Here is a 25,454-nt window from a genome sequence, read left to right as displayed (position 1 = left end):
ACTTACCCAAACCTAATCAAACTTAGTTAATTCGGTTTAGCGTTTTCTTCCTGCTTCAACCAAGGTAGTCGGCCACTTCTTGTCCACAGGCGTTAATTCAGGTCGAGCCGACCTTACTACATTATCTGGTGCATTTTCCAGATTGACCGAGGCATTTTCATCTCGGTCTTGGACATGATTACACTTTTGGCAACGAAACACTCGCTCAGATAGTTTCATTGGCTGGATGTGACGACAGTTGGAACACATCTTTGAGGAAGGATACCATCTATCAACTATCTCAACCTTAGTGCCATAATGTGCTTGCTTGTAAATTAACTGACGACGGACTTCATAAAAGCAGTTATCTGTTACCGCACTTGCAAGTTTATGGTTGGCCATCATGCCAGAAACATTTAAATCCTCAATCCGGATACAATAAACGCGACGACTCAAATCAGTTGTCATTTTCTGAATTGTATCTCGTCGAATATTGCTAATCCTGGCATACTCTCTAGCTAATTCGATGTAGTATCTTTTGGCGTTATTAGATGCCCCGATCCCTAACTTCTTGTGCCCGTGTTTCTTGTTACGGTTGTGAAGAAGCAGCTTACTGAGCTTGGTTTTCGCTCTTTTAGTAGTAGCTGGCATGGCATAACAGGTTCCGTCAGAAACAGTGGCTAAACACTTCACCCCTAAGTCTACCCCAACCTTCTGGACGGGATGATAAATAGGGGGAATCTTTTGGGCATCTACAGCCAAAGATACAAACCATTTATCGGCAATACGGTCAACAGTAAATGTTTGAGAACTGCAAGTAAAATCAATCTTTTCCTTGAGTCGAAAGGTCTTTAATCCAGGCAGCTTGATAATTTTACCTGCATCAATCACAACTCGGTTGGTGAAAGGCAGTGCTGGTTTACCTTTTTCTGGATATATACCAGAGGTTTTGTAAACCGTAAATGAGTCGCCTTTCTTCTTGCATTTCTTCTTCGGAAAATCTGTTAAACCTTTTCTCCAGCTATCAAAAGACTTCTTCAAAGCTATAAAAGCGGATTGATATACTGTGGACGGATATTTGTTCATCCACGCATATTCCGGCTTTTTCATGGTTACTTGGGTGAATACTTTCTTGATGGTATCAATACGTTTAGCATCGCTACCTCGAACGTCCTCCCAGTCCCAACTTGCTGCGATTAAGTCTAAGCCGTAGTTGTAGACAAATCTTTTAAAGCCAGCAATGCCGCGCATCAAGGAGCGTTCTTTGTTATTTACTTTTAACTCTCTTTTGATGGCAAACATTGTTAATTTTAGAAATCCGATCCTATTTTAGCATGGTAGCTGTACTGTCTGTTCGTCAAAACTTATCTAAACTAGGTAAGTCTGAGCAAGAATGAGAAATAATTTGGCAATTTAATCAAGCTCCTTTTCCGATCGCGATTCTTGGTCATCCAACTGAAGTTTGTAATTATTCTCTAGTTGAACCGTTTCGCCTCCGCGAGGAATACCGCTACTTTTCAGCACCTCGCTGAAGGTCGCGCAGTAAACCGGCTCACCAAAAGTCGCTGGATTAACGGGATTTTGATACGTAAAATGTCGGTATTCCACACAGAACCTATCCCAAGCCGCCATTTGGATGTTAAAAACACGGATTAAGATATTGGCTAGCCAAGGATAGAGAGGCACGCGAAACAAAATTGGTTGGTTTAGATAGGCGCAAGCCTCCTCAACCACCTGATTCAGACTCACCGCTGGATTTCCCAAGACCAACTGCTGGGATTGTTTGCTGGTTGGGGGATGGTCTACTAGGTAGCGTACTACCTTGGCGATGTCCAAGCCGTGGATAAAGTGGAAGCTAGCATCTGCTTTAAAAAAGCGAATCAGTTTAATCCATTTCGTCACCCCTGGCAAACCAGATGAAAGATGGGAATAGGGGTGCTGACCATCGCCTCCCAAAACTAAGGTGGGAAACAGAATGGTCATGCGCTTATATATTGGCAAGCGCGATACTTGAGTTAGAAAATCAGACTTGGAACGAATGTAGTCCGTACCCAGCTGGGATGCCTCCTTCAGAATTTGATTGTTCCTACCTAGGACGCTAGCAGTGGAAAAGTAAATCACCTGCTGACAGAGTTCTTGGTCGAGCAGATTCAGCAATTGCATGGTTTTGTAGATATTGACATCCATCACTTCCTGCTGACCGCCCCAAGATGTGGCTGCCAACACTGCACAATCCATTGTCTTCAGCAGCTTTCCAAAGCGTGCAATGTTTCGCATATCACCTCGTATGATGGTGATACCGGGACGAGCATTGCAGTCAAATCGAACTTTGGCTGGGTCTCTCACCAGCAGGTATAGTTCGTGTTCTGTCTCCTGAATCAGCCTTTCTGCGATGTAGTGACCTATGCAGCCACTCGCACCTGTCACAAAAATCCGCTTGGGGGGATTCGCAGGGGATAACGGTTCTGGCTTGTGGGGTGAAGGTAAGCTGTCAGGGGTTACCAGAGGAGACGGATAAAACTCCGGCGGTAAATTTGATTCTAAAGTGTTCTGTGCTGCTGGGATGTTGACTTCGGTTTCAGAAGGTGAGTCTGTGTTTGACTCTAAAATCTCCTCTATTTCCACAATTATTTCTACAATGTCTGGCTGTTCCACAAAAAGCACTGGTGAATTTGACTCTAAAATCTCCTGTGCTTCTGGTTGGTTTCCTTCTTCTTCAGGAATCGATGGATTTAATTCTAAAGTGTGCTGTGCTGGGGCTATATTTGGCTCTTGTTGAGAAATGACAGGAGAATCTTCTAAAATTTCCTGTGCTTCTGGCTGGTTTACCTTTTCTTCTGAAACCACAAGTGAATTTAATTCTAAGGTATTTTGTGCTTCTGGCTGATGGCGTTCTTCTTCAGAAATGAGAAAAGAATTTAATTCTAAAGTCTCCGGTGCTTGTAGCCTGTCGGGATCTTCTTGAGAAAGCACAGGTGAGTTTGATTGTAAAGTCTCTTCTGCTATGGCGATGTTAATCTCTTCTTGAGCGATCGCAGAAGATTCTTCTAAAATCTTCTCTACTGCTATGATATTTCGATCTTCACTATAAAACACAGGAGAGTTTGATGCTAAAATCTCCTGTGTTTCGGGACTGTTTGATTCTTCTACAGAAAGCTGAGGAGAGTTTGATTCTGGACTCTCCTTTGCTTGTGGGCTGTTGGGCTCTTCTGCAAGGGAATCTCCTATCACCTCTCACCTCTCACTTTGTTACCTTTTTGCTTCCCCAATTTTTGTGCCGGGATTCAGGTGCCCACAGCTAGTAGCTTATCAGCCTGCTTAGCGGTTTCAAAGAAAAAAGCCACATTTTCTTCTGGTGTACTTGGCAGAACGCCGTGACCCAGATTCATTATATGACCCCGCTTGCCAGCTTTGCGAATTGTGTCGAGGATGCGATCGCGGATAAAATCCTTCGATCCGTACAAAGCACAAGGGTCCATATTGCCCTGCACCCCAACATTCGCGCCCAGCCTTGCCCTGGCATCGGCCATATCTACTGTCCAGTCTACACTAACAATGTCCACACCGCATTGGGGCATCCGTTCGAGTATTCCAGCACTGCCATTAATGTAAAGGATCAGCGGCGTATCTGGGTGGGTTGCCTTAACTTGTTCTACCACGCGCCGTTGATAGGGGAGGGCAAAAACTTCGTAGTCCACAGGACTTAGCTGTCCTGCCCATGAGTCGAACATTTGCACGACTTGGGCACCGCAGTCAATCTGGTAGCGGACGTAAATGGCGATCGCATCTGCCAGTTTACCCAAGAATTGATGCAGTATGGTTGGCTCAGAGAAAGCCATACTCTTGATAATGGCGTAATCCTTAGACGATTTGCCCTCAATTGCGTAAGCTGCTAGCGTCCAAGGCGCACCGACAAAACCAAGCACGGTTGCTTTGTTGCCAACTTCCCGCCGCAATGTCTGCAATATTTCCCGGATAAAGGGCAGAGATTCCTCTGGTTCCAAGGGATGCAGCTTGTCCACCTGTTCTTGGCTGCGGATGGGCGGATCGATTACTGGCCCTTTGCTTTCTATAATGTCAAAGGGGATGCCAATTCCAGGCAGAGGCGTCAAGATATCCGAAAACAAGATGACCCCATCTGGTTCAAACGCCCGAAAGGGTTGCAAAGAGATTTCAATTGCGAGTTCTGCTTTTTCCGAGCGATCGCGGAATGAGGGATACTTATCTCGTAAATCCCGATAAGCCTTCATGTAGCGACCAGCTTGTCGCATCATCCACACGGGTGGGCGGTCTAACACTTCACCGCGAGCTGCCCGCAATAAATATGGTATCTGGCTTGACTCAGCCATGCAAACTTCTTTCCTAATCCGTTTTTGAGTGCATTTGCTAGCTTACCATTTTGCGATCGCCCTAAACATCCCCAATTTCTACCTATTTTCCCTAAAGCAATGGCAAGCGATCGCACTTCACCTGCCAAAAGCCATCTACTTTCTTCGTCCTACTTAGGTTGAAAAATAAAATTTTATGAAGGAAATAAGACTTAGCTTTATCAGTGTGATAATTTAAATCATTAAAATTATAATTTCTGGAAAATGTCGGAAAATCCTAGACGCTTCAAGATTTTGAGTTTCGATGGAGGCGGTATTCGTGGCGTAATCTCGGCGCGAATACTTAAAGAGGTTGAAAGGCAGCTTCGGGAGCGCAAGAACCAGTCTTTACACGAATATTTTGACATGGTTGCAGGGACTTCTACGGGGTCAATTTTAGCCGCAGGAGTTGCCATAGAAAAAACCAGCGATAAACTCATTAATTTGTATCAAAAGTACGGAAAGTCTATCTTTCCGCCCCATAAAAGGCTGGAAATTTTGAGTATTATACAAAAGGGGATTGACCTTATATCAGGCCCGAAATATTCCAATGAGGGATTGCGGGACGCTCTGGAAAGGGAATTGGGACGGGTTTCGATCGGCGAAGTTAAACGCCCAATAATATTGATTCTCGCCTACGACGTACTTTATCGCAATACAACGTTTTTCACAAATTGCCATCCCGAACTTGGACTTCGGTGGTTCGACGATATACCTTTGTCGGAGATATGTATCTCCTCCTCCGCCGCTCCGACTTACTTTCCGCCTCATAAATTGATAGCAAACAATGAATTTGGAGACGATTGGGAATTTCCGCACATCGATGGGGGAGTATCGGCAAACAATCCCTCTCTCGCAGCGCTCAGTTTAGTAATGAAGGTCAGTCAATTACAAGAGGTTTCTCCAGAAATCAAGAGGGAATTTAACCTTGAGAATCTCAAATTTGAAGATATCTCTGTCCTTTCTATTGGCACGGGTCGCAGTGGCAATCCTATTAAATACGAAGAAATAAAGCGCTGGAGACTTGCCAATTGGGCAGAGAAGATAGTTGATATTTTTATGGAGCCTAAATCTGAGATTGACAGCCGAATTTGCGAACAACTGATGGGAGGATCGGATTCTAAGCGTTATTTGCGCCTGCAATTTGAACTTAACGATCGATATAAGCCCAAGGCTGGTGAGACTTGGAAAGACACTCGCGAATTAGTACCCGAAAATGAACGAAAGAACAGATTTACAGGTAAACACATACCTGAAGACATAGATAATGCTGATTCGATCGATTCGCTGCTAATAGCTACAGAATCCTTCATCGAGAATGGCCACACTTATTATACGAGAGACACTGAAGGGCCTTTAGTAAAAGACGCGATCGCGAATTTTATTGATGCCAACTAGAGTGCCGTTAAGAGGGGCTAGCACTCCACCAAATTAATTTGGATAGTTTGTCGGGTGCGTTAACATGGAAACCTAGTTGCGCCGCGCAACTAGGTACCTACAAAGAGCCTCAATCTTAATGATTAGCAACTTGAGTTACTTAACTACACAAACTCCACCAAATGATACAGCGCATCGTTCAGTGTTTCTGCCAGGGGTAGCAGCTTGTAAGTCGCGGGTGCTGGTGTTATAAACGTATTCTCCTGCTTGGTAATTGCGGTTAGGATTGGCGCAATACCTGTAAGTTTGACCCGTTTCGGCAAAGGATACCACAACTAAAGAAGTTGTAGCCGCCGGACAATTATCCAAAACTCTCAATCCAAAGTCATCTTGGAGCATTTGTCGCCGTTGATCGTTGAGTTGAGAAGATGATCCTTGAGCTACAGAAGTTCCTCGTCTTAAATCGCCGCTGACAGCATCATAGCTATACTCTCCGGCTGGGTAAGCGCGGTTAGGATTGGCGCAGTACCTATAAGTTTGAGTAGATTCGGGAAAGGAAACGACCACCAAAGAACCTGTTGCGGGAGGACAGTTATCCAGCACTCGCAATCCAAAGTCATTTTGTAAAGCTTGTCGTCTTGAATCGTTAGTCCCAGAAGAAGAACCTTGGGCTACAGACGTTCCCGATTTTAGATCTCGACTGACAGCATCATAGGTATACTCTCCCGCTGGATAAACGCGGTTAGCATTAGCGCAGTACCGATAAGTTTGAGCAGCTTCAGGAAAGGATACGATCACTAAAGAACCCGTTGCGGGAGGACAGTTATCCAACACGCGCAATCCAAAGTCATTTACCAGAAGTTGTCGCCTTTGATCTGTGCTTCCAGAAGATGGATTTTGGGCAACTGAATCATTGGAAATTCCTGAAACGGAAAGGGTGTATTTTCCTCGCGTGTTATTCTGACCTAATACTAGAAGTCTGTATTCTCCAGCAGCAGGTACTCGATACCGCAGTGAATTCCCTGTATCGTCGTAGGCAACTTGTCGTTCGTTTTGTGATGAAATCAAAACTAATACTGGCGCAAGGTTACCTTCTTCAACATCGACGGAAACTTGTATCGTGTCGCCTTGCTGGGCGTTAAAAATGTATTCTTGACCGGCTGATGTCTGAATGGGAGAACCTGTTCTCGATTGGTTTCTAAAGCGGAAGGTGGGAGAGTTAGTACGGATGACCCCATCAACGCTATCACCATTATTCAGTTGTTCTGCTGCACCAGCAATGTCGCCGATCGCTATTGCCATCATACCTGCGATCGCTACACTTGCAGCAATTCTACGGAAAAACTTACGATCGATCATCTAATGCCCCCTCACCTGGTAAGAAAAATTGCTTCCTGTTTCGACAGATTATATACAGCTACGGTTCCTAGTGCATCAATGTCCAGTCTGCCAGATGAAACTACTGAGGTGAAGATACGATCTCACCCCAGCTTCCCGCTTGGCCCAACTTTACTCCTGTGTCGTAGGCTGATAAATTCGACGCAACTCCTCCACCGTATTCACCGTTCTCAGTCCCGCTTGAATTGCTCTCAACTGCTCCACATCTTCTAGAAGGGAAATTTCTGGCAATAAACTTAATCCCTCACTGCCAAATTTTAACTCCAACCCCAGTTCAATGCTTTCTAGCAGTATCTGTCTAACTTGCTGTCGGCTTTGCTGCCTTTCCTGCTCAATTCCCTGCTGAATACCCTTTTGAATTCCGATTCTCTCAACACTCGTGATGTATGGCATACGGCTTTCCTCTTCTAAATGAATGACTTCCTGCCAAAACTGTTGCTCTAATTCTTGTGGGAGGCTCATTACCCAATCTATAAACTGGAACAAATTGATGACATCTTCCCGTTCGTAACCTTGTTCGTACAACCGTCTGGTCAAAGCCAGTTTCCATTCTTTACGCTGATTTCTATTGTCGCGTGTTTCAATAGCTTTCAAGTGGGCCATTACTACGGTAGCAAAGGGGTTGCGGCTTGACGAGAGCGCCGACCACTGTTGTTGGTAGTCAAGCAACTTCACCACCGGAAACCTGAATCCGATTTCGCATCCAAATAATTGATAGCCAAATCGTTCTGGTCGCCAGTTTTTTCGCTCGTCACCCAGCACGGCTAGAGAAGCTACCGATCGCTTGTAGCGATCGTAGATGCGATAATGATAAGTAAACATCCTTTCGGCAAAGTCGGATTCTTCCTGACTTTGGACTTCTATATGGATTAAGACCCAGGCTTCCTCACCACCTCTAAGATAAATCTTCACCAGTTTATCGACCAGTCGCCGTCCTAATTCGGCATCCCGCACCACTTGTTGCAGTTCCTTGTCCAGAAATTCAGGGGTGCGTGTCCAATCGATTTCTTCATGAGCTTGTGGGAAAAAGAATAATATAAATTCCTCAAAATAGCGCTGTAGGATATCTTTCCAGGGGCTATCGAATTCAGTAAAGGGATTGGTCATTTAGGAGAATGGTATAGCAAAAGTCACTCATTCAAAAGTGAAATGCTTTCTGTGAATTGATTCTAGCGTTTTAGTACGTCCTAACCGCCCTGGCGGTTGCTATAGTTATCATCGTGGGTTAAATTTTTATCGCAGATGTAGGCGCAGCCTTCCCGTAGGGTAGACAGATTAACGCAGATAAGAGAGCGATTTTTCTGAGTCTAAACTCCAGTAGATCGCGTAAAACTAAGGATACCTCGATCGCTGTCTAATTGAGCTAGGATTCCCACTGGTAAGGCGGCGTTGGGGCCATCGTGACCGAAGGGGAGGTCTGATACGATCGCAATATCAAGGTCGCAGAGGCGATCGCGCAAGACTTCTTCTACACTGAAACTGGGTGCTGCTGCATCGCAACGACTAAATCGTCCCAGCGCAATTCCTCTCACGTGCTGGAATGCACCGCACATTCGCCACTGGGTTAAGGCCCGATCGATCCGATAAGGAAATTCTGTCACATCCTCAAATGCCAGAATAACGCCATCCAGGTCGGGTTGAATGTGCGTGTTGAGCAAATGAGTCGCTACGGTAAAATTTGCGGGTAGCAGGATACCGCTGACTCTACCACCCCCCCAGCCTATCCCTTTCAAAGGTTCTACCGATCGTCCTTCCACCAAGTCAAACAATCGTTGAATTGACCAATCCGGTTCAGCTGCTAAAGTTGTCAGCAAAGGGCCATGTACGCCTGCAATACCTGTTTTCCCAAGACTCCACAGCAAAGCAGTCACATCGGAAAAACCTACTAACCATTTGGTATTAGTAATAGCGAATTCTCCTCTGCCCCTCTGCCCCTCTGCCCCTCTGCCCCTCTGCTCAAAAGGCCATATCCAATTTTCCAACAATCTGGTACTACCGTAACCGCCTCTGGCACAAAGAATGCCCTTGCATTCGGGGTCAATCCATGCTTCTTGAAGTTGGCGACGGCGATTTTCATCTGTTCCGGCGAGATAGCCCGATCGATCGCTAATGCTGGTGCTGACTTCTACACGATAGCCGCGATCGCGCCAAATTTGCACGCCTTTCTCAAATGCCTCAAATTCTTTTATGGCACCGCTGGGAGCAATTACTCGCAGTAAATTGCCCGGTTGTAATGGTGGTGGTAATTGACAGAAATTCATATAATAAAAATAATACTGGAAGGTGTATAATTATGCAATCCACTAGCAGTGATGTGATGGGTCAAATTACTACAACTCTGGTGGTTACAAATCGGTTGGATGAAGGTCGGGCTGAACTGGGTGAGATTTCAGCACAGGAAGTGCGATCGATCTCACTGAAAAACGTTCTGGTAGATACGGGCGCTACTACTTTGTGTTTACCAGCAGACCTAGTTTCCCAGTTGGGATTATCGCTACTCAAAGAAGTTGTTATTATTACTGCTACCGGGTTGGGAAAAGCGCGAATTTTTCAAGATGCCAAAATTTCTTTACTCGGAAGAGAGGGAACTTTTGAGTGCGTAGAATTGCCGATCGGTGCAGATCCATTGCTCGGAGTAATTCCGCTAGAAGCACTAGGAATTGAACTCGATTTGAAAAATCAAAGACTCATCCTTTTGCCCATGAATTCGACGACAAGTTATTTAAGAATATAGAAACCCGGTTTTTCCAAAAAACCGGGTTTCTGGATTCAGTTTTGAAGAAGTTTACTATGTTTGCGACCGTAAGTAAAGTAGATCAGCAAACCAACTGCCAACCACAAAATCAATCGCAACCAAGTATCCCGTGGTAGTGACAGCATTTGCAAGCCAGATATTAATGCACCTAAAATAGGCACTAAGGGAACCAGCGGTGTCCTAAAAGGTCTTGGCAAATCCGGTCTGCTGCGACGCAAAATAGGCACGGAAATGCAAACAATCAAAAATGCCAGTAAAGTGCCGATCGAAACTAACTCACCTAACAAGCCGATTGGTAACAATCCTGCCAACAACATAGCAACAATTCCCGACACGATGATGGCAATATAAGGTGTGCGGAATTTGGGATGAATTGCTGCAAATTGAGGGGGAAGTAGTCCATCGTTTGCCATTGCGTAAAAAACTCTAGATTGTCCCAAAAGGAATACAACAATGACGGAACTCATACCTGCGATCGCACCTATTTTAACGATCGGTTTCAGCCAACGCAATCCTTCGCCTACCGCATTCACTCCTACAGCAATTGGATCGGGAACATTCAATTGTTGATAAGGCACAATTCCCGTCAGCACCAGCGCAACAGCGATATAAAGTACGGTGGCAATTAGCAAGGAACCGAGAATCGCAATTGGCATATCTCGCTGGGGATTGCGTGCTTCTTGCGCTGCACAAGAAACTGCATCAAAACCAATGTAGGTGAAGAAAACTACCCCCGCACCCCGCCAAACGCCACTCCAACCGAAACTGCCAAACTCTCCTGTATTTTCGGGAATGAATGGCAACCAATTTTGTTGATTGATGTAAGCTATTCCAGCAAATATAAATATTAAAATTACAGCCGTTTTGACAAGGACGATAAAATTATTAACTGCTGTTGATTGGCGCAAACCGATAACTTGTAATGCCGTCATCAAAGCAAGTATAAACATAGCTGGCAGATTTAGCGGTGGATTGGCCAATTCGGGTGGAATTATTATCCCTAAATCTTTGCACAAGCTGACGAAATATCCCGACCAACCAACGGCAACAGTAGCACCGCAAAAAATATACTCTAAAATTAAATCCCAGCCGATAATCCAGGCTATCAGTTCTCCCAAAGTAGCATAAGCATAAGTGTAGGCGCTGCCAGCTATGGGAATCATGGAGGCAAATTCGGCATAACAAAGTCCGCTCATAGCACAGCTAATAGCCGCTAGTATAAATGATAAAGCGATCGCAGGCCCTGCAAAATTAGCTGCTGCCTGTCCCGTCAGTACAAAAATACCAGCACCAATAATTCCCCCAATACCTAATGCGATCAAATTTGTCAAACTGAGCGATCGGGCCAATCCTTCATCGCTGTCAACCGATGCTTCTTGCATTAAGATGTCTACTGATTTTTTGTTAAATAATCCAGTTGCCATGTTGATTAGGTGACGTTCCGTATTTTTGGATAATTAAGTATAATATTAATATCTTTTTGTAAACAAAGTGGCAAATTTCGTCTAGAATTACTAAGGATTTATATGCAAAATCCAAAATCCAAAGCGGGCGAGAGGGTAAAAGGGGAAAGTAAAAATTAAGAAAGAGTTGAGGCTGGGTAGATGGGGATGCTGTCGGTTAAACAAGCAGAAGCAATTATTTTAGATTTGGTGCAGCCGCTAGATCGAGAGCGGGATATAGAGGTTGTAGACTTATTGGCGGGGGCCGATCGCATTTTAGCCGCACCCGTGACAAGTCAACTCGATTTTCCCCACTGGGACAATTCGGCTATGGATGGGTATGCTGTCCGTTATGCCGATGTGCCTAGTTGTAGTGCCGAACAGCCAGATGTACTGGAAATTGTAGAGGAAATACCGGCTGGATATCAACCGCAACGTTCTATTGAACCCGGACAAGCTGCCCGGATATTGACTGGTGCTATGATGCCAGCTGGTGCGGATACGGTGGTGATGCAGGAGGTGACGCGCAGAGAAGGCGATCGCGTTTTCATCCTCTCAGCACCTGAACCCCAAGCATTTGTGCGCCATCAGGGATCTTTCTACAAAGCTGGAACATCTCTATTACCTGTAGGAATTGCTCTCGGTGCTACGGAAATCGCCGTGCTGGCATCTGCCCAGTGTACCCAACTTTCAGTTTACCGTCGCCCTCGCGTCGCAATTCTGTCTACTGGCGACGAACTGGTGAGGCCCGAAGAGCCCCTGCAACCCGGTCAGCTTGTAGACTCGAATCAGTACGCTCTGGCAGTTTTAGTGGCGCAAAGCGGCGGCATACCCCAAATGCTGGGTATTGTTCCCGATGAACCAGAGACGCTCAAGAATGCCATATCTCATGCCATTGCATCTGCTGATATGGTAATTTCTTCCGGCGGCGTCTCAGTCGGCGATTACGATTATGTAGATGAAATCCTCGCATCGCTAGGTGCTGAAATTCACATTCGCGCGATCGCCATCAAACCCGGTAAACCACTAACTTTCGCCACTTTTAAACCAAACACAACTCAGCACTCAGTACTATATTTCGGTTTGCCGGGAAATCCAGTATCATCTTTGGTGACTTTCTGGCGCTTTGTTCAACCTGCACTCAGAAAACTTTCTGGACTTTCCCAGTCTTGGGAACCAAAGTTTGTGCAGGCGAGAACATATCAAGATTTGCGAGCGGATGGCAAACGGGAAACATATCTTTGGGGCAAGTTACATTTAGTAGATGGCATCTACGAATTTCATTTAGCTGGTGGTAGTCATAGTTCCGGCAACTTAATTAATTTAGCACAAACTAATGGTTTAGCTGTTTTGCCAGAAGGAATAAAAGCGATCGCACCGGGAGAGATAGTACAAGTTTTACAAATTATATCATATTCTTAAGCATCGGTTACCTAAAAAAATCTTGCGATCGTTCTTATCTGCGTTTATCTGCGTTTATCTGTCTTCATCTGCGGTAAAAATTTAACCAACGATGACAACAGACAATTTGACGATCTCACTCATGTACTAACGATGCAACCGGACACGATATTATACCAAATTCGGGTTAAACGAACCGCCAAGACGCCAAGGACGCCAAGAAGAAGAGGGAGAGAATAAAGGGGATAATCGTTGCAGATTCCGTATTAGCTCCAATTAAATTCCTTTTTCAAGGAAGTCCTCAGCAATCTGATACCATTCTTCCCTTAAAGCAGCATCTTCTGGCGAATTAGTTAGCTGTCGTCCGCCTAATTCCGGATGTTTGGCATAAAATCGCTTATTCACCTGGGTATTAAACACTTCTTCTCGAATTCCTAAAGCTTTGCGACGATTTAAAAGTTTATCGGCTCGGTTGTTTTGGTTTAAAATAGGCAATGGCAAAACCTTTCGCTCAGTCAGCGCGATCGATCTTGTCGCCTGCATCAACCAGTTAAACCCTGCCCACGCACCAACCCCAGTTACTACAGTCAAGCCGATCCCCGCAATTCTCGTTACCCACCGCTTCAAGAAACCTTTGGCAGGAGGCACTATTATTGTATGGCTAGATGGAGTACTGACTGGCGGTGCAGCGGGAGTGCGGTTACCCGGAGCAACCACCATAGTACGTATATGAGAAATATTTGGGTTGGCAGGTTTGGGTGGTGTAACAGATTGGAGAACTTGGAGAACTTCGTCAGCAGACTGGTAGCGATCGCTCGCTTTATAAGCTAACATTTTCTTCAACACCGCTTCCAGTGAAGCGCTCACCTTAATTTCCTTTCCCCAATGCCAAATTCCTTTATAGCCATCGTATAATTCCTGGGGTTTCTTACCAGTCAGCAACACCAACGCCGTCACAGCTAAAGAGTACAAGTCGCTATTGGGAAACACTTGTCCCTGTTGCAGCTGTTCCTCTGGCGCATAACCTTCTTTGCCCAACAAAGTCGGTAATTTACCTACCTGAGTAAACTTGGCAATAGCTGTTACCGCAACTTCCTTGACGCCGCCAAAATCAATTAACACCGGCAAATTGTCAGAAAGCCTCAAGATGAGGTTATCTGGAGAAATATCTCGGTGAATTACTCCCTGAGAGTGGATATAAGACAAAATTGGTAATACTTCGCACAATATTTGCTTTACTTCCGCTTCAGGTAAACTTCCGCGAGATTTCAACAAATCGTACAAAGTTTGACCGTCAACATAATCTTGCACCAAGAACAAGCCGCCGACTCCACCTACATCTGTCTCGAAAAACTCCCGAAATTTAGGCAACTGAGAATGGTTTAATTTATAAATAGCGCTGGCTTCTCGCTCAAATAACTCCTTGGCTTTTTGTAACTCGCGAGATCCTTTTACCTGGGGCGCAAATTCCTTGAGAACGCAACGCTCGTTGAAGCGATTGAGATCTTCTGCTAAATAGGTGCGTCCAAAGCCTCCAGCCCCCAAATGGCTGAGAATGCGATAGCGGGTTTCTAGAATTTGCCCCACAGGAAGCCAGAGCGGTTCGCCGCATTGGAAACAAAAGCGGCTGGTGGTCTGATTTTCATGTCTTTTAGTGCAATAGAGCGACATCATAGGTTTGGGGCAATTTCTGGAAAGACGCGGTAACTATATCCAAATTCTAAGAGAGACTGGGAAAATCGGCTCTTCCGAACTTACTATGCTATTTGAGCTTCAGGGGAGAGGGGGAGAGTGGGAGAGAGGGAGAGGAGAAAAGAAATAAAAATGTTCTTAACTCAACTAAAGCATAGCAACTCCGAAAGAGCCGGAAAATCAGAAAAATACCCTATAACTTAGGGTATTGAAACAAGTCACTTAAAGTATTACTAAGTATTGGCCTATTTTAGCATATATGTTATAATACCCTCCAAACATGACCAAGCTTCTCATCTTTTTTCCAGAGTCACTTCTAGATAACACTTCCCCTCTGTGCCTTCCATCCCCCAAAATCTGTCAATGAATCGCCAAGAAATAGAACAAAGAACAATTCTCATTGCTTTAACAGGAAGTCAGGGTTATGGTTTAGCCACTGAAACCTCCGATCGTGACTATCGCGGCATCTTTATAGCAACGAAACCTTATTACCTGGGATTGAAAAGCATAGAACAAAAAGATAGCGGTTGGACAGAAGAACCGGGAAAGTTTTCTTATTTATCGAAAGATACTTCTATTTATGAGCTAAAAAAGTTTTTGGAACTGTCTGCTGACAACAATCCCAATATCTTGGAGCTTCTTTGGTTCAAGGACTATGTTCATATAACCGATGTCGGCAGAACCTTAAAGCAACACAAGCAGATGTTTCTCTCAAAAAAAGTGAGACAAACTTATGCAGGATACGGTTATGCCCAAATCAAAAAATTAGAGTCGCACCGTCGCTGGTTGCTCAATCCGCCTCAACGCAAGCCTGAGCCAGAAGACTTTGGTTTAGCGCCAACCCAACCGCTGACAGTTGTACAACTAAATGCGTTTTTGGAATATCTTTATCTTTTGATTAGAGGCCGCATTCAGTTTTTGGAAGAGGCGGAAGAGCTTTATAATTTGCTAATGGCAGAAATAGATTTCAAGGCAGTGTTAAAACAGTATGCTTTGCCAGAAGAGACGTTAGATTATACCACAAAAATATCTAATACATCGGAAAATTTCATTAAATTAATCCAAAAAACTCAACAGTATCATAATGCTAACAGAGAATATGAAAACTATCAACAATGGAAGAAAAACCGCAATCCCGCACGGGCAGCAATGGAAGCGAAAGTTGGGTATGATGCCAAATTTGTTATGCAGGCGATCCGACTGTTAAAAAGCGGGATTGAAATTTTAGAAACGCAGAATGTGATAATAGACCGGAGAGAAGCAGGTGATGCCGAAGAGTTGCTGGCGATTAAAAGAGGAGAGTATAGTTATGATGAAGTGATGGCGATCGCTAATAACCTCTACCAGCAACTCGACGTTGCTTATGCCAAATCTACACTGCCAAAAAGTGTGGATAGAGAGGCAGTTAATCAGCTTTGTATTGATTTAGTTAGTATGCAGGGTTTGTGAAGTGCTGGTACGTAGTTGCGCTTTAGCGCTTTTATACCTCCTACGTAGCAGGTATAAGAGCGCTAAAGCGCAACTACGTACCAAATAGAGAAATTTTATGTTTCGTTACATATACTACCTACTTATCCCGATCGCATAAAATGCAAACAGCGGTAAGTTCCTCTGCACCACTGACAACTCACCGCTGACAATATATTTGCTGAAATTTCACGACTTTTCAGTTTACGCTACCCCAATATTAGACTGCTCATGCTCCACAACGAACACATTCGCGTAGAGATTCGCCAGAACTTGTTTCCCCTCTTGCGTCAAATCTAAATAGCGCAGCCCATCTTTAATGTAAGGATAGACCACATTCCAGTAAAACTTGGCATAGTTTTGACGCACATCGCCTGGGTGGTGGTAGCCTAAGTTTTTATTGACGCCCGTTTCTTCAAACTCATAGTACAAGGCGCTAATCTTCTTAAGATATCGCGGATCGCTTAGCTGACCGATTAAATCGGCGGCGCGAACCAAACCGGGATAATTGAGAGTGTCCTGATGATCCTCATCTGCTGGCACAGGGAAACGGGTCAATTCAATATTGTGCTTAATCAACTCAGCATCAATTAGCTTGTGATACCCAAAGCGTTCTTGAATAAACTGTTTGCCTCTATCTACGTGATAAGCAGCCAGACTGGCATCAGATGAGCCTAGAGGCAATTTCACCATTGTACCGTTTATGCCTGTAGCATACAAAACTTCCGGCGGTCGGTCTTGCCTGCAAACCCCCTTAACGTACCCAATGTCATGGCACAACAAGGAAATGATGGCGTGCAACCAATCTTCGCAGGACACGCCACCCTCGCGGATGTGTTTGCCCCGCAAAATTTCTTGTCCCACCAAGGTGACTAAGATGGTGTGTTCGACATTGTGATAGAGGGCGTCGCTGTTGGCGATATTTTCCAGGGCCATATTTCCGGCCCAACCAATTATATCTGCGTAGTCAGGCTTCCAGCCTCCATAAGTGCGCTTGTAGCCTTCTCGCAGCTGAAGAACGAAGTGGTCGATGATTAATTGCGTGGGATCGAACATGGATATTCCAACGAGACACGACAGGTATTGGGACAGTGATGCGGTTAGTGACCGCATCATTCTGGATGGTTACTTTTTATAATGAAATGTGTTTTGGCTGTAATGGGTGATGGCAAACACCACCTGTTGTGACTTTAGTGACGTCCATGTCGGTTAACCAACAAAAAAAGCGATGCCGATGGGACGAGTTAACCTGGTGTCAGGCGGAACAAAGATAGACGCAGTATTCCCTGGTGAAGGAAGAGGCTCTCCAGTACTGTTGTAACGTAAGATAGCACCTATGCTAGAAGCATTATCGCGATTGTCAAAGCCGATCGCAAACAGATTACCATCCGATCCAAATGCCAAGCTACCGATGAAATTGCTACTGGGAGAAGTACTGGTGTAATTTGTCGATAAAACACCTAGCAAGTTCCCAGTCTGCAAATCATAGCGTCTGATATCGTTAGCGAAGTCGCTGACGTAGAGGTTGCGATCGCGGGGGCCAATAGCCATCCCCAAAAGACTAACAAACCCAAAACTATCCGGTGAAGGTGAAGGGGAAGCAAACACGGTGGATTGTCTTGTTTGCAAATTGAAGCGCAGCACCTGACTGGGAAGACCATCGCTAAAATCTGCTTCACCGTTACGCGCCACACTGCCTTCAGTGGTAACGTAGAGGCTAGCATCGGGGCTGAACAGGAGGCCGTTTGGCCCGTTCAACCCGCCCGCTTGCTGGTTCCCAGTGGCAAACACATCTATGAATTGCCCGGTTTTGCCGTTGTAGCGCAGGATTTGGTCAGAAAGGAAACTGCTGACATAAAGATTACCATCGGGGCCAAAGGCAGAACCGTAAGGGCGAAACAAACCGCCGCTTTCATCAATATTGGGCGTATTGGGACGATCGCCGACAAAGACATCAATAAATGTTCCCGTTACACCGTCATAACGCAATATTGCAGAAGCACCAGTTTCTGTTGAAGTTGCAGGTTTATTTCCACTGCTGACATAAAGGTCGGATATGCCATCTCCATTGCCATCTGGCCCATAAAGCAGGTTGTCTGGAGAAAAGAGTCCACCACGATTAGCGGGAATAAACTCTCCTAAAAAAGCTCCAGTCTTCGGGTCGAAACGCACCACGTTGTTACCGTTGGTATTGCCAACTAAAAAAGTGTCCAGAACTCTGAAAGCTTGAACTGGCGAACGTTGTTCGTTAATACCGAATTTTACAAAGTGGTCAAATGCTGTGAGTTCGGAACGCTGCACAGCGGCGGCGACATCTGGGTTTCGTTCTAAATACGCACGAGTGTTAAACAAAGTATTGGGGTCGCGGCGTTCAAATTGACCCAATTTCTCAAAGTGGTCAAATGCCGTGATTAAATCTCCTTCTACCGCAACCGCAACATCTGGATTTCGTTTCAGATAAACACTGGTATTAAACAAATTGCTGGGGTCGCGACCTTCAAATTTACCAAAATCCTCGAAGTGGTCAAATGCCGCGATTTGCCTGCTGGCAACGGCGACGGCGACATCTGAGTTTTGTTCGAGATAAAAGCTTGTGTTAAACAGGGCGCTGGGGTCGCGGCCTTCAAATCGACCGAATTTATTAAAGTGGTCAATTCCACTGCTAAAGGAACCATTACTTACAGCCGTCGCAACATCGAGATTGCTGCTTAGATAAAAGCTTTCGTCAAAAAGTCCTATGGCATCGGGCATGAGATAGGTTTTTCCTGTATTAACTACATAAATTACAGTATGATACACTCAAAAGCTCGATCGGTCAACTTGGCGATCGATCTTTGCATGGTAGACCGATTTACCCAGCAAACAGAAGCCTCAACACTACAGCAAACAGTAAGAAAAGAATTACGAGTATATAGATTAGCTGGGTGACAATAATTTCTGCCCGCGTCGGTGGAATCAACACTTTCTTCATGGTAACTACTGGAATTGGAACTCCAGATGCTAGCGAAATGGTATTTCTGCTGATAGTTTGATAACCTTGGGATTCATAAAATTGAACTGCATTCAGGGAAGCTGAAACCCACAAACATCTCGCCCGATTTTTTCCGGCTTCATTTTCTAAAGCAGCCAATAATTTTTGACCAATCCCTTGACGAATAAAGGCTGGATCGACAAATACGCCGTTAATCGTTGGTTCGATCAGGGAAAGAGCAGAAAACCCAACTATCTGACTTTGAATTTCTGCTACAAAAATAAGTTCTTTCCAGTTTCTACCTTGTTTCTTATTTTCTAGCAGTGTCTCAATTTGACTTGCGTTATAATACTGAGCGCAAAGAATTCGGATAGAATCAATCTGAATTTTTGTGATTTTGCTGATGTCTTCTGACTGAGCTAGGCGAATCGAAACTGGGGCTCTTTGAGCAGGTGACACTTTGAGAATAACACGATGAAGGATGGATTAGTCTATTGTAGGTAATTTTAAAAGGCGAATCAAAGTAGACTGGCTGAATCTGTATCTAAAAATAACGTCGCCTGAGTTTGTTGGCGGAGTGCGGAGGCTGGAATTGCCGAGCTAATTTCTCCTGTTAACATATTTTTTACTGCCGAAGCTTTACGTTTTTCGGGTGCTAAGCAGAAGATTTGTTTTGCAGTGCAGATCGTCGGAATGGTAAGTGTAAAAGCATATTGGGGTACGGCTTCAAGATTGGGAAAATGACCTTCATTTACTTGTTGCTGGCGCGTCTTTTTGTCCAGTTTCACCAATTTTATAAGTCTGGTTTCCTTGAAAGAGGCTACAGACGGTTCGTTAAAAGCTAAATGTCCGTTCTCTCCCAATCCAAGACAACAAAGGTCTATGGGTTGCGATCGCAAAAGTTGGGAATAGCGATCGCATTCATCCAGGGGTTGCATCGTGTCCCCTTCTATGTAATGAAAAACCGCAGGATGCACCCTATTTTCAACGCGATCGCGCATATAGCGACGAAAACTGGCAGGATGTTCGCCATCAATACCCAAATATTCGTCTAGGTGAAAAAGGGTAATTTTAGACCAATCCACGCCTCCTATGGCAATTAGGGCGTCTAGAAACTCGATTTGCGAGTTGCCTGTAGCCAGGAGTACAGCCGCCGACTCCTGCTGAGTGAGGAGGTTTTGCAAATAGGTTTGTGCCAGTTGCGCCACGTCTTGCGCCATAGTAGCTTCCGAGTCGTATACTCGCACCGATAAGGCATCGACCCGAACAGTTTTTACAGGTGTAGGAAATTGAGATGTATTTTGTGGATTAGACATAGCTGGATTTTTATAAGGACAAATGTTTTTATTTAGTAAACCGCAATGCCGATGCGATTAGGATCGAAATGCTCTGGGTGATTTGGCGTACAGCAGGCGATCGCGCCTTTGAGTACCGATCGCCACTATAAAAAAATCGTTATTTTACAAATTTCCACTCCAATAATTCAATCGGTGCCTGTTGAAGCGCTTTTGTGAGTTCGTCATTACTGTCGAATTTTACTTGTTTTAGGTAGCACGCTTCCAAAGTCACAGGAAATTCTTCCTCTTCAAAAGGCCAGGGTGTCACGGTGACAGTGCTATCGCTACGCTCCATAATATCATAGCGTTTGCCGTCAGGCCCCTTGGCGATTTCTAAGGCACGTTCACCCGCTGGTAATTCCCGGTTGCACAGGATCAGCGAGAGGCGATCGCACAATTGCATAAAAGCATAAGCTTGATCGGCTTCCTTTTTAGTAATCTTTAGTTCCTGCCGCCATGTTTCTTGATCTTCTTTTTGTTCGTCCAAAAAGCTATCCAATTCCTTTGATTCTCCGCGTTTACCTTCATTTAAAAAGCTCAGGTGCATAGAAATCAGCATTGCTACCCACCGTCCCCGGTAGCGGGCATTAGTCGTCAATTCTGTCAGCGGTTTAATGTCAGTTTTAGTTTCATTGCCAAGAGTAAAGTCTAAAGGCGTACCCACTTCAGTGAGGTGGTTTCCTTCCCATTCCCGTTCTAAATCATCGTGATGAGAAATCGCCGCTATTGTTTCAATCCAGCGCAAGGGGCGGTCTTTTTTCCGCCAGTGTCCCGCCAATACCGCAGCTAGCAAGGCATGAGCCTGATGGTAAATGACTTCCCAACCTTTCTCGTGTTGATTAGCAATCACGGAAGCTTTTTTCTCCTTATGGTTACTTTGACATACATATAACCATCGCAGAAATACACCCCCTATGGCTTCTGCCGTTGGAGAGAAGCTGCCTAAACTTTACCATTCTAGATTTAAAATAATAGCACATCCAAGCCAATTCGGAATATAGCAAAGTGCTGAGTGCAACGAAAGCCGTGTGAGTAAAAACACAGTAGCTTCCTTGCTTTGAGCGTTCAATACTGTCCTAAATTATGTGACTGTGGCTAGCTCGCCATACTGGAATTAGTACGGGGTGATTGGTTGTTTCACGATTCACAGGGTAAGCAATTAGTAACGCAAGTTGCTAGTTATTGTAAAAATCAGATTTTTGTGGGTGATTTTATCATTAACTGCGACTTGCAAACACAAGAAACCGGGTTTTAAACTCTCAAAGTTTTCTAACTAGCAACTTACGTTAGTAGCAAAGCCAAAATTAATTCCAGTATGGGTTGTGCGTGCAGGACAGCTTACAGCCTTTTTCATCTGAGTGAGGTACAGAGATCCCCGACAACTTCTGCGAAGTCGGGGATCTAGCTATCCCAGGCTGTACTTTATGCAACTCAAAACCGCTATATTCGATCGCACCGCCGTCTCCTACCCGATTTAAATTGACAGCAGTAGTAGGGTGGGCATTGCCCACCTACATCCTCTTACTAACGGAAGAGGAAATTGCTGCTACTAATAGCACTCACTTGTACGCCTTGTACTAAAGCCACTTGTTTACCAGAAATGCTGATAAGAACGTCAGCACTATTTTGAGTGAGCGTAATAGATTCAAAACTCGTCGCCCCTGGTATGCTGGCTATACTTATCGCATCCATACCAACTTTGAAATCGGCGATAATATTAACAGCACCCGGAAGTGCGGTGTTAGCAATGCGGAACTCATCTATTCCATCGCCGCCAATGAGGACGTTATTGCCATTGCCAGCAAACAAAACATCGTTGCCTAAGTCGCCGTATAAAATGCTATTAGTACCGCCGAAAAGGATGTCATCATTCTTACCGCCCCGGATGGTGCAATTATCTGCGCCAATGATATAGTCATTACCATTGTTGCCATTAATTATGTTGCTAGCGCCAGCAACAATAATATCGTTGCCCAAATCGCCGTACATGGTATCTTTTGTGCCGCCAGTTAAGGTGTCGTCACCCTGACCGCCATTCAGCGTGTTGTTACCAGAACTACCAGCGCCGCTGATCGAATCGTTGCCTTTGTTGCCATCGATTGCTTCATTCCCCTTGGCTGCTAGCACATCTGGCCCCTGCCACATAGCCCTAATTACCTGACCGCCTTCAACGTGGTTGCCTTTCAAAAGCGATCGGTCTGTGATAGTGTGGGCCTGAACATCAAACATATAATTGTTTCTGCCAGACCCAATTTCAATGATGCCAGAGGTTTCCCATTCGCCAGCTTTACTGGTGTTATTAAACTGAGAACCGGCAGCACTTTCGTTGATTGTGCCAATCATCTGATCTTTGTCAGTAGCGATATCGTAAGACCAAATGCCAGCGTCCCGCGCCCTGGCAGACATAGCATCACCACCGAAGGAAGTTTCATCTTCCAGAATCGCGACTTTACCGTTGGAGGTGACAACAATGTTGTCATAACTAACGCCTGTATCCAAACTGCCGGTCAGCACAAGTTCAAAGTTGGAGATTGACCCAACCGGATCGTTAGGATTGAGGCTAAAACGATACATCTTGCCGTAGGGATTTTCAGCTTCAGCAGGGGTATTTGCTTTTCCGCCAGCAGCTTTGTCGGTGGTTCCTGTAGTAACAAAATAAAAAGTGCCAGGATTCTTGGGATCTTCGGCAAAGTCTTCCAGACGGCGGAAGTTAGTTGTACGACCTGGAACATTAACCCAATCACCGAGAAATTTGCCGTCTGGATTGAGCGCTATATCCTTGGGAATTGGCGTCCATGTAGCTCCAATTTTGACGCCTTCAGCCATAATTTCAGCGTCTAATCCATTGACTTTCAGTGCGTACAATTGCCCGTCGTTGAAACCGTTGGGATCTTGAGGGGTTTGCTGACCGACGAACATATAAACTTCGCCGTCGGTGAAATCTTCTGTGCTAAACAAAACCGTTTTATCGGAATTGATGGCTCGATATTGGGAAGCAGCAACGATATTTTCTTTGGCGTAGCGACCCAATCCGTCGAGTGCCAAAGCTACGCCGTCGGGAGATACCGCCCAGCCACGACTTTTTGAATCGCTTTCTTCGGGAGCAAAATAGATGGGTATTTCCTGGCCATTCGCATCAACGAAGCCATATTGAGCCAAATAGGCAGAACAAAAGCGGCTGAAACTCAGATTTTGACCAGTGGCAGCATTTGCATAAACGCCACTTGAGGTGTTTAAGACGTATTCGCCAGTAGCATCCACCGCCTTTTCGATGAGGTTTTTACCACCGATTATGTTCCAGGCTTTATCGAATACAAACAAGGAGACCCTAGATCCTTGAATCTTCCCAGGAACGGTGGGGGAAATGTCGGAGAAAATAGGAGCGCCCTTACTATCAACTGAGGCGATTTCGTGGTTTAAGAAGAGGTAATTGTAGTCTTTTGTCTCATATACTCCCATTCCATCTGGTATCCCAGTCATGGCGAAGGTTTTACCTGCTGCGACTTTAAAATTTCCCACTGTTCCGTCAATCATGGGAACTTCATCTCCCACTGTCAGCACAGGGATGAATTCGTAGCCTGGGTTACCAGGTACATTATTTACGTAAGGAGTAGCAGCCATGACAAATCCTTCCTCTTTCTTAAGAAATAAATTTTGTACCATGTTGAATGCCGCAAAAAAAATTAGCCTTATTTACGACACGCATGGATTACTATGTCTCTACAAAGTTAAGGAGCCATTAGCAAGCTGCTATAGTTAAATTAAGAAAATACTATGATTTGATTAAGGGAAAATTTGAATAACATTATAATGTTATGTTGGGGCATTTAGTTAGAAAAAATACAAGTTTTAAATTTACTCAGAAATGTATAGCCTTGTATTATAGCAACCGATGAAAGTCGGTTAAGCCATAAATCTGGGGTAGGGGCGAAGCATTCGGGCAGATAATTTATTGGTTAAAACCGAACATTTACTACCCGAATGCTTCGCCCCTACTGTCAAGAGTCGACGAGAGCGGTTGCTATACATACCCAGAAAGCAAGTAACTAGCAACTTGCGTTAGTAGGAAAACTAAAGCCTAGTTATGACGACTTCCGTCTGGCATTGTCGCGCCTGTCAAAATTGCCTCCGGCCAGTAGGTTTCTGCTCCTTCTATGTATGCTCCGCGCAAGCTAGCCCCGCTCAGATCGGCCCCTCGCAATGCTGCTACATTTAAGTTAGCTCCCCACAGATAAGCTCCCCGCAAACTTGCCTCACTCAGGTCAGCGTCGGTGAGGTCAGCCATATTCAGATTTGCCCCAGTCAAGTCTGCCTTATTGAGATCGGCGGATGACAGGTCTGCCTTACTCAAATTTGCCTCGCATAAGTCTGCTTTGGTGAGTGTTGCGCCACTCAGGTTGGCTGCATGAAGGTTCGATCTTGCCAGTAGCGACACACGCAGCTGGGAATTACTGAGGTTGGTTGCTGAGAGGTTTGCTCCACTGAGGTTGGCTCCACTGAGTTTTGATTCGCTCAGGTTGACTCCATCCAAGTCTACGCTGTTGAGGTCTACGCCATTGAGGAAGGCTTTACTGAGTTTGATTCCATTGAGTAATGCTCCCCGCAGCTGGGCACCGCTCAATCTGGCTCCATTAAGATTAGCCCAATTCAGATTGGCATTCGTTAGGTTAGCAGAACGTAAGTTAATCCCCCGCAAATCCGATCCACACAGATTAACACCTTCCAAGTTGGCTAAGCGCAGGTTTACAGCCGTCATGATCGACCCACTCAGTTTGGCTCCCTTTAGAACCGATTTAACTAGGCTGGCTCCTTGAAGGTTTGCTTTTGTCAAGTCTGCATCTGTTAATATTGCTTCATTTACCTTAGCAAAACTTAGATCTGCCCGGTGCAAAAATGCGCCACTGAGATTGGCTCCAGTTAGGTGTGCGCGACTGAGGTTAGCTGCTGCTAAATATGCACCTGAAAAGTTAACTCCTACTAGGTGGGCTCTTTCCAGGTTAGCTCCGATTAAATTTGCTCCACTAAAATCTCTTTGTCCTGCGGCATAAAGCTTGAGTAGTTCTTTAGCGTCCATATAATTTTCTTCCAATCCGGCTGTATTTAGTACGTCTAATTATAGATTGCCCCAATATCTCCCCAAAAAATCATTAATTTTTTTGCTGTTTTATCCGCTATTTGTAACAGAATGAAAATTTATTAACTTTTCGCCTTTTATGTTAACCTAGCCTTAGAATATTGACAAATATCATAAAGTAAAAAAAGTTAAGC

At 44.9% G+C, this 25,454-nt stretch carries 20 protein-coding genes; 4 read left to right on the top strand and 16 right to left on the bottom strand.

Annotation, left to right across the window (positions count from 1 at the left end):
• Positions 1–36 precede the first annotated feature (36 nt).
• The 3 genes from LAY41_RS17735 to hemE form a co-directional block, all read right to left on the bottom strand.
• Positions 37–1,281, bottom strand: coding sequence for an RNA-guided endonuclease InsQ/TnpB family protein (locus LAY41_RS17735; RefSeq protein ID WP_249071013.1), 1,245 nt, complete (start codon positions 1,279–1,281; stop codon positions 37–39).
• A gap of 111 nt (positions 1,282–1,392) precedes the next feature.
• Positions 1,393–3,210 (bottom strand): NAD-dependent epimerase/dehydratase family protein, encoded by a 1,818-nt coding sequence (locus LAY41_RS32630; RefSeq protein ID WP_338023004.1) that lies wholly within the window; start codon positions 3,208–3,210, stop codon positions 1,393–1,395.
• A 53-nt stretch (positions 3,211–3,263) separates the two neighbouring features.
• Positions 3,264–4,328 (bottom strand): uroporphyrinogen decarboxylase, encoded by a 1,065-nt coding sequence (hemE, locus tag LAY41_RS17725; protein ID WP_249100765.1) that lies wholly within the window; start codon positions 4,326–4,328, stop codon positions 3,264–3,266.
• 243 nt (positions 4,329–4,571) lie between these two features.
• On the opposite strand from hemE, the gene LAY41_RS17720 reads away from it, so the two are divergent.
• Complete coding sequence (locus LAY41_RS17720; RefSeq protein WP_249100762.1) at positions 4,572–5,744, top strand: patatin-like phospholipase family protein; 1,173 nt, start codon at positions 4,572–4,574, stop codon at positions 5,742–5,744.
• A gap of 135 nt (positions 5,745–5,879) precedes the next feature.
• Here LAY41_RS17720 and LAY41_RS17715 read toward each other — a convergent pair whose 3' ends face one another.
• The 3 genes from LAY41_RS17715 to LAY41_RS17705 form a co-directional block, all read right to left on the bottom strand.
• Positions 5,880–7,082, bottom strand: a complete 1,203-nt coding sequence (locus LAY41_RS17715) for a hypothetical protein (RefSeq protein ID WP_249100759.1) — start codon at positions 7,080–7,082, stop codon at positions 5,880–5,882.
• Positions 7,083–7,232: 150 nt separating this feature from the next.
• Complete coding sequence (locus tag LAY41_RS17710; RefSeq protein ID WP_249100754.1) at positions 7,233–8,228, bottom strand: Rpn family recombination-promoting nuclease/putative transposase; 996 nt, start codon at positions 8,226–8,228, stop codon at positions 7,233–7,235.
• A 200-nt stretch (positions 8,229–8,428) separates the two neighbouring features.
• Positions 8,429–9,382 carry a S66 peptidase family protein gene (locus LAY41_RS17705; RefSeq protein WP_249100751.1) on the bottom strand — a complete coding sequence of 318 codons (954 nt, stop codon included), beginning with the start codon at positions 9,380–9,382 and terminating at the stop codon, positions 8,429–8,431.
• Positions 9,383–9,414: 32 nt separating this feature from the next.
• On the opposite strand from LAY41_RS17705, the gene LAY41_RS17700 reads away from it, so the two are divergent.
• Positions 9,415–9,855: an aspartyl protease family protein gene (locus tag LAY41_RS17700; RefSeq protein WP_249100748.1), complete on the top strand. Its 441-nt coding sequence runs from the start codon at positions 9,415–9,417 to the stop codon at positions 9,853–9,855.
• Positions 9,856–9,890: 35 nt separating this feature from the next.
• Here the strand turns inward: LAY41_RS17700 and LAY41_RS17695 are convergent, their stop codons facing one another.
• On the bottom strand, positions 9,891–11,258 hold the full coding sequence (locus LAY41_RS17695; RefSeq protein ID WP_249100746.1) for an amino acid permease: 1,368 nt from the start codon (positions 11,256–11,258) through the stop codon (positions 9,891–9,893).
• A gap of 228 nt (positions 11,259–11,486) precedes the next feature.
• On the opposite strand from LAY41_RS17695, the gene LAY41_RS17690 reads away from it, so the two are divergent.
• Positions 11,487–12,740, top strand: a complete 1,254-nt coding sequence (locus tag LAY41_RS17690) for a molybdopterin molybdotransferase MoeA (protein ID WP_249100743.1) — start codon at positions 11,487–11,489, stop codon at positions 12,738–12,740.
• A 255-nt stretch (positions 12,741–12,995) separates the two neighbouring features.
• Here the strand turns inward: LAY41_RS17690 and LAY41_RS17685 are convergent, their stop codons facing one another.
• The gene (locus LAY41_RS17685; RefSeq protein WP_249100740.1) at positions 12,996–14,393 is read right to left on the bottom strand and encodes a serine/threonine-protein kinase; all 1,398 of its coding nucleotides are present in this window, start codon (positions 14,391–14,393) and stop codon (positions 12,996–12,998) included.
• 381 nt (positions 14,394–14,774) lie between these two features.
• On the opposite strand from LAY41_RS17685, the gene LAY41_RS17680 reads away from it, so the two are divergent.
• Positions 14,775–15,860 carry a nucleotidyltransferase domain-containing protein gene (locus LAY41_RS17680; RefSeq protein ID WP_249100738.1) on the top strand — a complete coding sequence of 362 codons (1,086 nt, stop codon included), beginning with the start codon at positions 14,775–14,777 and terminating at the stop codon, positions 15,858–15,860.
• A gap of 222 nt (positions 15,861–16,082) precedes the next feature.
• Here the strand turns inward: LAY41_RS17680 and LAY41_RS17675 are convergent, their stop codons facing one another.
• The 8 genes from LAY41_RS17675 to LAY41_RS17640 form a co-directional block, all read right to left on the bottom strand.
• Positions 16,083–16,934 (bottom strand): Npun_R2479 family HD domain-containing metalloprotein, encoded by an 852-nt coding sequence (locus tag LAY41_RS17675; protein WP_249100735.1) that lies wholly within the window; start codon positions 16,932–16,934, stop codon positions 16,083–16,085.
• Positions 16,935–17,087: 153 nt separating this feature from the next.
• Positions 17,088–18,629, bottom strand: coding sequence for a Vgb family protein (locus tag LAY41_RS17670; RefSeq protein WP_249100732.1), 1,542 nt, complete (start codon positions 18,627–18,629; stop codon positions 17,088–17,090).
• A gap of 100 nt (positions 18,630–18,729) precedes the next feature.
• Positions 18,730–19,308, bottom strand: a complete 579-nt coding sequence (locus LAY41_RS17665; protein ID WP_249100729.1) for a GNAT family N-acetyltransferase — start codon at positions 19,306–19,308, stop codon at positions 18,730–18,732.
• Positions 19,309–19,367: 59 nt separating this feature from the next.
• On the bottom strand, positions 19,368–20,165 hold the full coding sequence (locus tag LAY41_RS17660; RefSeq protein WP_249100726.1) for a glucosamine-6-phosphate deaminase: 798 nt from the start codon (positions 20,163–20,165) through the stop codon (positions 19,368–19,370).
• 139 nt (positions 20,166–20,304) lie between these two features.
• Positions 20,305–21,036: a DUF3891 family protein gene (locus tag LAY41_RS17655; protein WP_249100724.1), complete on the bottom strand. Its 732-nt coding sequence runs from the start codon at positions 21,034–21,036 to the stop codon at positions 20,305–20,307.
• A gap of 454 nt (positions 21,037–21,490) precedes the next feature.
• Positions 21,491–21,697, bottom strand: coding sequence for a hypothetical protein (locus tag LAY41_RS17650; protein ID WP_249100722.1), 207 nt, complete (start codon positions 21,695–21,697; stop codon positions 21,491–21,493).
• Between the two features lie 13 nt (positions 21,698–21,710).
• Positions 21,711–23,849 (bottom strand): hypothetical protein, encoded by a 2,139-nt coding sequence (locus LAY41_RS17645; RefSeq protein WP_249100719.1) that lies wholly within the window; start codon positions 23,847–23,849, stop codon positions 21,711–21,713.
• Positions 23,850–24,264: 415 nt separating this feature from the next.
• Positions 24,265–25,260 (bottom strand): pentapeptide repeat-containing protein, encoded by a 996-nt coding sequence (locus LAY41_RS17640; protein WP_249100715.1) that lies wholly within the window; start codon positions 25,258–25,260, stop codon positions 24,265–24,267.
• Between the last annotated feature and the right edge of the window lie 194 nt (positions 25,261–25,454).

The organism is Argonema galeatum A003/A1 (assembly GCF_023333595.1).
Taxonomy (GTDB): domain Bacteria; phylum Cyanobacteriota; class Cyanobacteriia; order Cyanobacteriales; family Aerosakkonemataceae; genus Argonema; species Argonema galeatum.
This window is presented reverse-complemented; position numbering and strand designations above follow the sequence as displayed.